9 protein-coding genes are annotated in these 8474 nt (G+C 63.3%); 4 read left to right on the forward strand and 5 right to left on the reverse strand.

All coding sequences use genetic code 11. From position 1 onward, the window contains the following. On the forward strand, positions 1–607 hold a 607-nt coding region (locus EOA75_RS24345; RefSeq protein WP_164747530.1), incomplete at its 5' end, for a DedA family protein. Positions 608–630: 23 nt separating this feature from the next. On the opposite strand, the gene EOA75_RS24350 is transcribed toward EOA75_RS24345, so the two are convergent. After that, positions 631–990 carry a diacylglycerol kinase gene (locus EOA75_RS24350; RefSeq protein WP_067328170.1) on the reverse strand — a complete coding sequence of 120 codons (360 nt, stop codon included), beginning with the start codon at positions 988–990 and terminating at the stop codon, positions 631–633. A gap of 77 nt (positions 991–1067) precedes the next feature. Next, positions 1068–1487 carry a GFA family protein gene (locus EOA75_RS24355; RefSeq protein ID WP_067328168.1) on the reverse strand — a complete coding sequence of 140 codons (420 nt, stop codon included), beginning with the start codon at positions 1485–1487 and terminating at the stop codon, positions 1068–1070. A gap of 323 nt (positions 1488–1810) precedes the next feature. Between EOA75_RS24355 and EOA75_RS24360 the strand changes: the two genes are divergently transcribed. The 3 genes from EOA75_RS24360 to EOA75_RS24370 all read left to right on the forward strand — a co-directional run bounded on the left by EOA75_RS24360 (position 1811) and on the right by EOA75_RS24370 (position 4058). Then, positions 1811–2881 (forward strand): diguanylate cyclase, encoded by a 1071-nt coding sequence (locus EOA75_RS24360; RefSeq protein ID WP_067328165.1) that lies wholly within the window; start codon positions 1811–1813, stop codon positions 2879–2881. A gap of 72 nt (positions 2882–2953) precedes the next feature. Continuing rightward, positions 2954–3331: an antitoxin Xre/MbcA/ParS toxin-binding domain-containing protein gene (locus tag EOA75_RS24365; protein WP_066998964.1), complete on the forward strand. Its 378-nt coding sequence runs from the start codon at positions 2954–2956 to the stop codon at positions 3329–3331. Further along, complete coding sequence (locus EOA75_RS24370; RefSeq protein WP_127325354.1) at positions 3291–4058, forward strand: RES family NAD+ phosphorylase; 768 nt, start codon at positions 3291–3293, stop codon at positions 4056–4058. Before EOA75_RS24365 ends, EOA75_RS24370 begins: the two co-directional genes overlap by 41 nt. On the opposite strand, the gene EOA75_RS24375 is transcribed toward EOA75_RS24370, so the two are convergent. The 3 genes from EOA75_RS24375 to mfd all read right to left on the reverse strand — a co-directional run. Further along, positions 4059–4763: a hypothetical protein gene (locus EOA75_RS24375; RefSeq protein WP_067000338.1), complete on the reverse strand. Its 705-nt coding sequence runs from the start codon at positions 4761–4763 to the stop codon at positions 4059–4061. A 187-nt stretch (positions 4764–4950) separates the two neighbouring features. Next, positions 4951–6324, reverse strand: coding sequence for a 3-deoxy-7-phosphoheptulonate synthase class II (locus tag EOA75_RS24380; protein ID WP_067328161.1), 1374 nt, complete (start codon positions 6322–6324; stop codon positions 4951–4953). A 212-nt stretch (positions 6325–6536) separates the two neighbouring features. Beyond that, the coding region (mfd, locus tag EOA75_RS24385; RefSeq protein WP_127325355.1) for a transcription-repair coupling factor at positions 6537–8474 on the reverse strand (1938 nt) is incomplete at its 5' end.

Here is an 8474-nt window from a genome sequence, read left to right on the forward strand (position 1 = left end):
GACCGAGGCCATCCATCGTCTGATCGAGCAATACGGGCTGATCGCGGTCTTCCTTGGCTGCGTCGCCGAGGGCGAAAGCGCTGCCATCCTCGGCGGCTTCTTCGCCCATCAGCACATATTCGTGCTCTGGCAGGCTTTCCTGGCCGCGTTTCTCGGCGCCTTCGCCGGCGACACGGCTTTCTTCACCCTCGGCCGCAGCTTTGCCGATCATCCCTATGTCGTCAGGCTGCGCAGGCGGCCGGGTTTTCGCCGCGCCTACCGGCTGCTCAACACCCATCCCAACATCTTCGTGCTGACGAACCGCTACATCTACGGAATGCGGCTTGTCGGCGGCATCGCCGCCGGGCTGTCGACCGTGTCGGTGCCGCGCTTCGTCATCCTGAACGCCATCTCGTCGGCAGTCTGGGCAGCCCTCTTCGGCACGGTCGGCTATGTCTTCGGGCTGGGAGCGGAGCGCATGGTCGGCCAGGCATTTGCCCGCCATGAGCGCGTGCTCGTAGCCCTCGCCGTCGGCATCGCTGTGGCCGTCCTGGCCGGACTGGTTGCCCGCCATTTTGCCGGAAGGGAGCGCGCAAAGGACGCAAAAGAGGATCAGGCCGAATCCTAAGCTGTCGGACCGATGCCTCCCGGTCAGATCGGCGCGCCGATGATGCGCTCGATGATGGCAATGCCCCAGACGCCCCCCGCGATCACGATCGAAATCAGCACCGCCAGCGAGCCGCAGTCCTTGGCGAGCTGGATGTCGATGTGGAACTCGCGGGAGATCGCGTCGCACGCAGCCTCGATGCCTGTGTTGAGCACCTCGACCAGAATCATCAGCAGAACCGCGCCGATCAGCAAGGCGTAGCCGCGCCAGGATACCGAGATGAACCAGCCGGCCGGCAGAGCGAGCGCAAGCAGCATCAACTCCTGCTGGAACGCCTTTTCGTGAGCAGCCAGCTTGCGGAAAGCCCGCACCGAGTTGATGAAAGCGTCGATCAGCCGCTGCATGCCCAGCCCCGTTTCGAATCACCGTGAGGGGATATCGCAACAGCCGGGTCAAGGGAATAAGGCAGGCGGCCCAAAAGTCACTCGTCCGCGACCTTTATCGACGGCGTCGACTTGTCGAACTGCGGCAGGCCGTCGTCGATTGCATAATAGTCGCCCTTGTCGCCGACGAAGATGTGGCTTTCGGCCGAAAGCCCGGTCGGCTTGTCGAACGAGCCGGCCATGATGGAGATCGTGTCGAGCTCGTTGTGCTTCCAGAACAGCACCGAGCCGCAGCTGCGGCAAAAACCGCGTTTCGCTATGTCGGACGCGCCGTACCAAGCAAGCGCGTCGGCCCCCTCGATGTCGATGTCGGCGTCCCTCGAAGAAGTCGCTGCAACGAAATGGCCTGTTTGCTTGCGGCACTGCGAGCAGTGGCAATAGACCACCCCGCGCAACGCTCCTCTCGTCGTGAAGCGCACCGCTCCGCACAGGCACGATCCCGTGTGATTTTCGCCCATCCCCGGCCTCCTTCAACGCCATACGCCTCGATCGCGCCACACAAGATTCCAGTTTTGCGCTCTTCCGGCGCAGGCAAATGCGACACCGAAGCGGCGCGTTTCAAAAGCTGCGCCTGCACTGCAGTGCAACCTGAAGCAGCAAAAACGGTCTGGAAACGGCGGCCATTAAGGAAACTTTAGCGCAGCTGCATTTATGGTTCCTGCAGGCGATGGTCGTGTTGGGGACGCGGCCTAGCATCGCAATTCTGATTCGATCCCCGCATTGGCGGCTCCCGGCGGTGGCAGGTCTCCGGTCGCGCACTGAAGGGGGTAGTGAACAGACTATGCAGCCGGCAGCCGTCCCGAGCGACAGAAATGGCGACATCGCCAGCACCGTTGTGGCGACCATGCGCCAGCTCGGCCTGCTCGGCCTGCCGCGCAACTACGAAATCTTCTATGAAGCGCTGAGCGGCAGCAATCACGAGCTCAGCCTCGCTGTCGTCTCGTTGAGCAACCGCCCGACGCAAGAGGATCTCGATCGCATCGGACGCACCTTCTTCCCGCAGCACCACGGGCCTGCGATCGTCGAACACGCCCGCGAGGTGGTCGCCAAGGAGCTTGAGGACGTCGCCGCGCTGCTGCGCAGCGAGCGAAGCCATATCGAAAAGTACGGCCGCATCCTCGACGAGACGTCGAGCGGCCTGAGCAATCGCAGCCTGCTTTCCCAGGATCTGCTGCAAAAGATCGCCGGCGCGATGTCTGCCGCCACCAGCTCGACGCTGGATCACAACCGCCAGATCGCGAGCACGCTCAGCGAAAAGACGGCCGAGCTCGAGAGCGTCAAATCGAAGTTGGAGGAATACAAGCGGCTCGCCAATACCGATCCGCTGACGCAGATCTGGAATCGCCGCGCCTTCGACAAGGAAATCACGCGCATCTACAACAGCAACCGCGGTATCCTCTTCAACGCGCTCATCCTTGCCGACATCGATCGCTTCAAGGATATCAACGACCGTTACGGCCATCCGGTTGGCGACAGGATCATCCAGATCATCGCCGACATCTTCCAGTCCAGCATCCGCGCCGACATGTTCGTGGCGCGCACCGGCGGCGAGGAGTTCGCGCTGATCGTCGAAGGCGCCAGCGAGGACACCACCTATGAAATCGCCGAGCGCATCCGCGTGCTGATCGAACAGACGCCGTTCACAAGCAGCCAGACCGGGATGAACTATGGCACGGTGACTGTCTCGATGGGCATTTGCATGGCTTCCGAGGCCGACACCCCCGAAGACCTCTACACCAAGGCCGACCGCGCGCTCTACCGCTCCAAGATCGGCGGCCGCAACCGCGTCACCAGGCATTCCACAATGGCCGGCCGTGCCGGCAAGGGCTGGCTGCTCTACAAGAAGGACTGAGGGCACATTGGACACGCTTTCCAAATGAATTTCTGTGGACTATATTTTCCACGGAAATGAAAGGGTGCGCTCATGCCACGTCCAGTCGCTGCCGCGACGGCGGCAGAAAATGCCGTCATCACCAAGGCCACGCTGCGCGCGGCCGACCTGCTCGAGATCACGGCGCGAACGCTTGCTCTGGTCATCGGCGTCTCTGAGGCGACGGTCTCGCGCATGCGCAAGCAGGAGTTCCTGCTCGAGCGCGGCACCAAGCCGTTCGAGCTTGCGGTGCTGTTCGTGCGGCTGTTCCGCTCGCTCGACGCCATCGTCGGCGGCGACGAGACGGTCGCCCGGGCATGGCTGAAGAACCCGAACACGGCGCTCGACGGCACGCCGCTCGAAAAAATCCTGACCATTGCCGGACTTGTCGATGTCATTGCCTACCTGGATTCCCGACGCGCTCTCGTCTGAGGCCGTCAGGCTCGAAGGCAAATATTGGCGGATGGTCGAGGCGCAGCATCGCGTCTCGACCCTGAAGCTCGTCGACAGGCTCGACGAGCAGGGCCTGCTCGAAGACCTCATCGAGGAAAGCAAGCCGCGGATCCCGCTGGAATGCCGCCATCTTCACTATCTTCTGGCGACGCCCTTCCGCTACGGCTCGATTTATCCGTACGGCTCGCGCTTCCGCCGCGCCGGCAAGACCAAGGGCGTCTATTACGCCGCCGAGACGGTGCTGACGGCAGTGGCGGAAATGGCCTTCTACCGCTTGCTGTTCTTTGCGGAATCGCCGCAAACGCAATGGCCGAACGACGCGGCCGAATATACCGCCTTTGCCGCGGCCATCAGATGCGAGAAGGCCGTCGACCTCACGCGGCCGCCGCTCGACTGCGACGAGAAGGCGTGGACGGATCCGACTGACTATGCCGCCTGCCAGGCCATCGCCGACGTGGCGCGCGAGGCGGGGATGCAGGCCATCCGCTACCGCTCGGCGCGCGATCCGAAGGGCGCCAACATCGCGCTCTTGACGTGCAGCGGTTTTGCCAAGGCCAAGCCGCTGGAGCCTCATACCTGGCGCATCCGCATCGGCTCGTTCGGGGTCCAGGCAATCTGCGAATTTCCAGACAGGCGGCTGGAATTCTCAAGGACGAGCTTTGTCGATCCGAGGCTGGCGAATATGCGCTGGGAGCGCGGGCGCTAGTTAAGCCAGAATGTTGACCGCACGCGCGGCGACCAGCGCGATCGTCAGCAGCGAGATCATTGCCTCGGCCATCATCAGGAGCTTGGCGCGCTGAGTGAGCGGCAATGTGTCGGTCGGCGAGAACGCCGTCGCATTGGTGAAGGCCAGGAACACGTAATCGACAAAGCCGGGCAGCCAGTCGCGGATCTCGCGATCGGACAGCGTCATCTGCGGGAACAGGAAATCGGCATGCGCGCGCTTGACCAGGCCGCAGGTCGGCGGGCCGCCGCGGTCGGTGCTCCAGAACCACAGCGCGAAGACGATGACGTTGGTGACCCAGATGTTGAGCGCGTCGACAAGCAGCGTCGTGCCGGCGCCGGCATGGCCTGCCAGCAGCTTCTGGACCAGAAAGACCAGCGAGCCGCAATTCATGATGCTGATGACGCCGGTCATGACCAAGGCGGTACGGCGGATGAAGACGCGAAACCGGCCGATCGCATACCAATGCTCGTGATCGACGGCCTTCTGAGTCGCCATTTGCGTCCAGGCCGTTGCGATCGACAAAGGCACGAGCAGCGCCGCCTCGATCGCGGGCGCGAGCCAGCGCGGACCGAAGGACAGGTCGTTGATGACCAGAAGCTGCAGGCAGATGACGACAAGCACCGCCGCCCGCGCCGACCAGAAGTCGATCGCGCGGTGATGAACGATGGCATGCTCGTGGCGCATGGGGGACCTGTGTCGTGTGCGCGGTTTTCGACCGCGGGCGACACCTCCACCTCAATCTTGGTCTTGCGATGGTCGCGTAACTATAAATTTTCGTAAGGTTTCGGCGGCCGGCGCCTCGCAGGATCGGCCCAAACGAAAAGGGCCTCGGACTTTGTCCGACGCCCCGGTTCGATCGCTGGCAAGCGGCTTAGGCGTTGGCGGCTTGCTTGTGCTGGATCGTATGGCTTTTCTTGAGCAGATCCGAGACCAGGAAGGCCAGTTCGATCGCCTGGTCGGCATTGAGGCGCGGATCGCAATGGGTGTGATAGCGGTCCTGCAGGTCTTCCGCCGTGATGGCCCGGGCGCCGCCGGTGCACTCGGTGACGTTCTTGCCGGTCATCTCGACATGGATGCCGCCCGGATGCGTGCCTTCGGCGCGGTGTACCTCGAAGAAGGTCTGCACTTCCTTCAGGATACGGTCGAACGGCCGCGTCTTGTAGCCGGCCGCCTCGATCGTGTTGCCATGCATCGGGTCGGAAGACCACACCACGTTGCGGCCCTCCTTCTTCACCGCCCGCACCAGCTTCGGCAGATGCTCGGCGACCTTGTCGGAGCCGAACCGCGCGATGAGCGTCAGCCGTCCGGGCTCATTCTCGGGGTTGAGCAGGTCGATAAGCTCCAGCAGGCCGTCCGGCGTCAGCGACGGACCGCATTTCAGGCCGAGCGGATTCTCGATGCCGCGGCAATATTCGACATGCGCATGGTCGGGCTGGCGGGTGCGGTCGCCGATCCAGATCATATGGCCCGAAGTCGCGTACCAATCGCCGGAAGTCGAATCGACGCGGGTCAGCGCCTCCTCGTAGCCGAGCAGCAGCGCCTCGTGGCTGGTGTAGAAATCGGTCTCGCGCAGCGCGAAATTGGTTTCCGACGTGATGCCCACCGCGCGCATGAAATCCATCGTCTCGGTGATGCGGTTGGCGAGCGATTCGTATTTCTCGCCCTGCGGGCTGTCGGCAACGAAGCCCAGCATCCAGCGATGCACGTTCTCCAGGCTGGCATAGCCGCCTTGCGCGAAGGCGCGCAGGAGATTGAGGGTCGCCGCCGACTGGCGATACGCCATCTCCTGCCTTGCGGGATCCGGGATGCGCGACGCGGCGTCGAACTCGATGCCGTTGATGATGTCGCCGCGATAGCTCGGCAGCGTCACGCCGGCCTTGGTCTCGCTGTCGGAGGAGCGCGGCTTGGCGAACTGGCCGGCGACGCGGCCGACCTTCACCACCGGCTGCGCGCCGGCGAAGGTGAGCACCACCGACATCTGCAGGAAGACGCGAAAGAAGTCGCGGATGTTGTCGGCGCCATGCTCGGCAAAGCTCTCGGCGCAGTCGCCGCCCTGGAGCAGGAAGGCCTCGCCGGCGGCGACCGCCGCCAGTTGCTTCTTCAGCTTGCGCGCTTCACCGGCAAACACCAGCGGCGGATAGGTGGTGAGCCGGGCTTCCGTGGCCTCCAGCGCCGCAAGGTCCGGATAGGCCGGAACCTGCTTGATCGGCTTTGCTCTCCACGAATTCGGCGACCATTTTGTCATCGCTGCACCCAAAACTCTTCAGAGCAATTCCAGGAAAACTGTGAACGGTTTCCGTCCGGAATTGCGTCAAAACAAACTGGCGAGCGGTCTCGCTCGCCATTCCCACCCCAATCAGAGGTCGCGGCTCCTTACACGAAGCCGATTTTCTATTCTAGCCGGGAATTTCAGCAGTGGCGAATGCCTTGAACTGCTCGGATGCCGGTCTGGAGCCGTCAGGCAGCTTTGTCGACCAGCCGCGCCAATTGAGTCATGACAACAGCCGAGCCGGCCAGCCGCTTCTCGGCATTCGGCCAGTCACGCATGAAGACGACGCTGTGGTCGGCCCTGATCTTGGCCAGCGAGCCCTGCTCGCCGATGAATTTGACCAGTCCGACCGGATTGGGGAATTCGCGCTTGCGGAAGTGGATGACGACGCCCTTGGGGCCGGCATCGAGCTTCTCGACATTGGCCTTGCGGCAAAGCGCCTTGATGAAGACGATCTTCAACAGATGCGTCACTTCTTCCGGCAGCGGCCCGAAGCGGTCGATCAGCTCGGCGCCGAAGCCGTCGATCTCCTCGGTGGTCTCCAAGTCGCCAAGGCGGCGGTAGAGCGCCATCCTGAGCTGCAGGTCCGGCACATAGCTCTCCGGGATCATCACCGCGGTGCCCACCGCGATCTGCGGCGACCAGCCGCCATCCAGCACTTCGCCGGAATCCTTCACTTCGGCCACCGCTTCCTCCAGCATCTGCTGGTAGAGCTCGAAACCGACCTCCTTGATGTGGCCGGATTGTTCCTCGCCGAGGAGATTGCCTGCGCCGCGGATATCGAGGTCGTGGCTGGCAAGTTGGAAACCAGCGCCGAGCGTATCGAGCGACTGCAGCACCTTGAGCCTGCGCTCGGCCGTATCGGTGAGCTTGCGGTTAGCCGGCAGCGTGAACAGCGCATAGGCTCGCACCTTCGAGCGGCCGACGCGGCCGCGCAACTGATAGAGTTGGGCCAGACCGAACATATCGGCTCGGTGGATGATGAGCGTGTTGGCGGTCGGAATGTCGAGGCCGGATTCGACGATGGTCGTCGACAGAAGCACGTCGTACTGGCCGTCATAGAAGGCATTCATGATGTCGTCGAGTTCACCGGCCGGCATCTGGCCGTGGGCGACCGCTACTTTCAGTTCCGGCACGGATTCTCTCAGGAAATCATGGATTTCGGCAAGATCGCTGATACGCGGCACGACATAGAAGGAATGGCCGCCGCGGTAGCGCTCGCGCAGCAGCGTCTCGCGGATGACCAGCGGATCGAAGGGCGAGATGAAAGTGCGCACCGCCATGCGGTCGACCGGAGGGGTGGCGATCAGCGACAGCTCGCGAACACCGGTCAGCGCCAACTGCAGCGTGCGCGGAATCGGCGTCGCCGAAAGTGTCAGCACATGCACGTCGTTCTTGAGCTCCTTCAGCCGCTCCTTGTGCTTGACGCCGAAATGCTGCTCCTCGTCGATGATCAGCAGGCCGAGATTTTTGAAGGAGATCGAGCTACCGAGCAGCGCGTGCGTGCCGACGACGATGTCGACCGTGCCGTCGGCGACGCCCTTCTTGGTCTCGGCCAGTTCCTTGGAGCCGACCAGGCGCGATGCCTGCGCGACGCGGATCGGCAGGCCGGAAAAGCGTTGCGAGAAGGTCTTGAAATGCTGCCGCGACAGCAGCGTCGTCGGCACCACGACGGCGACCTGGAACCCTTCCATCGCCGCGATGAAGGCGGCGCGCAGCGCCACTTCCGTCTTGCCGAAGCCGACGTCGCCGCAAACCAGCCGATCCATCGGCTTGCCGGCGCCGAGATCGTCCATGACGGAATCGATTGCCGTCTGCTGGTCGTCGGTTTCTTCATAGGGAAAGCGCGCCGCGAACTCGCCATAAAGGCCGTCGGCCGGAATCATGGCGGGTGCTGCGCGCATCTGCCGCTCGGCGGTGATGCGGATCAATTGCCCGGCCATGTCGAGCAGCCGCTTCTTCAGCCGCGCTTTGCGCGCCTGCCAGGCGCCGCCGCCGAGCTTGTCGAGTGGCGCTTCCGCCGAATCCGATCCGTAGCGTGAGAGGAGCTCGATGTTTTCGACCGGCAGGAACAGCCGGTCGTCGCCGGCATAGTGGATTTCGAGACAGTCATGCGGTGCGCCGAC

The sequence above is a fragment of the Mesorhizobium sp. M1A.F.Ca.IN.022.07.1.1 genome (genome assembly GCF_003997575.1).
Taxonomy (GTDB): Bacteria; Pseudomonadota; Alphaproteobacteria; order Rhizobiales; family Rhizobiaceae; genus Mesorhizobium.

Excerpts from the sequence above, each read along its gene's own strand:
- EOA75_RS24350 (WP_067328170.1), bottom strand. The coding sequence starts at position 990 with ATGCAGCGGCTGATCGACGCTTTCATCAACTCGGTGCGGGCTTTCCGC.
- EOA75_RS24355 (WP_067328168.1), bottom strand. The coding sequence starts at position 1,487 with ATGGGCGAAAATCACACGGGATCGTGCCTGTGCGGAGCGGTGCGCTTC.
- EOA75_RS24360 (WP_067328165.1), top strand. The coding sequence starts at position 1,811 with ATGCAGCCGGCAGCCGTCCCGAGCGACAGAAATGGCGACATCGCCAGC.
- EOA75_RS24365 (WP_066998964.1), top strand. The coding sequence starts at position 2,954 with ATGCCACGTCCAGTCGCTGCCGCGACGGCGGCAGAAAATGCCGTCATC.
- EOA75_RS24370 (WP_127325354.1), top strand. The coding sequence starts at position 3,291 with ATGTCATTGCCTACCTGGATTCCCGACGCGCTCTCGTCTGAGGCCGTC.
- EOA75_RS24375 (WP_067000338.1), bottom strand. The coding sequence starts at position 4,763 with ATGCGCCACGAGCATGCCATCGTTCATCACCGCGCGATCGACTTCTGG.
- EOA75_RS24380 (WP_067328161.1), bottom strand. The coding sequence starts at position 6,324 with ATGACAAAATGGTCGCCGAATTCGTGGAGAGCAAAGCCGATCAAGCAG.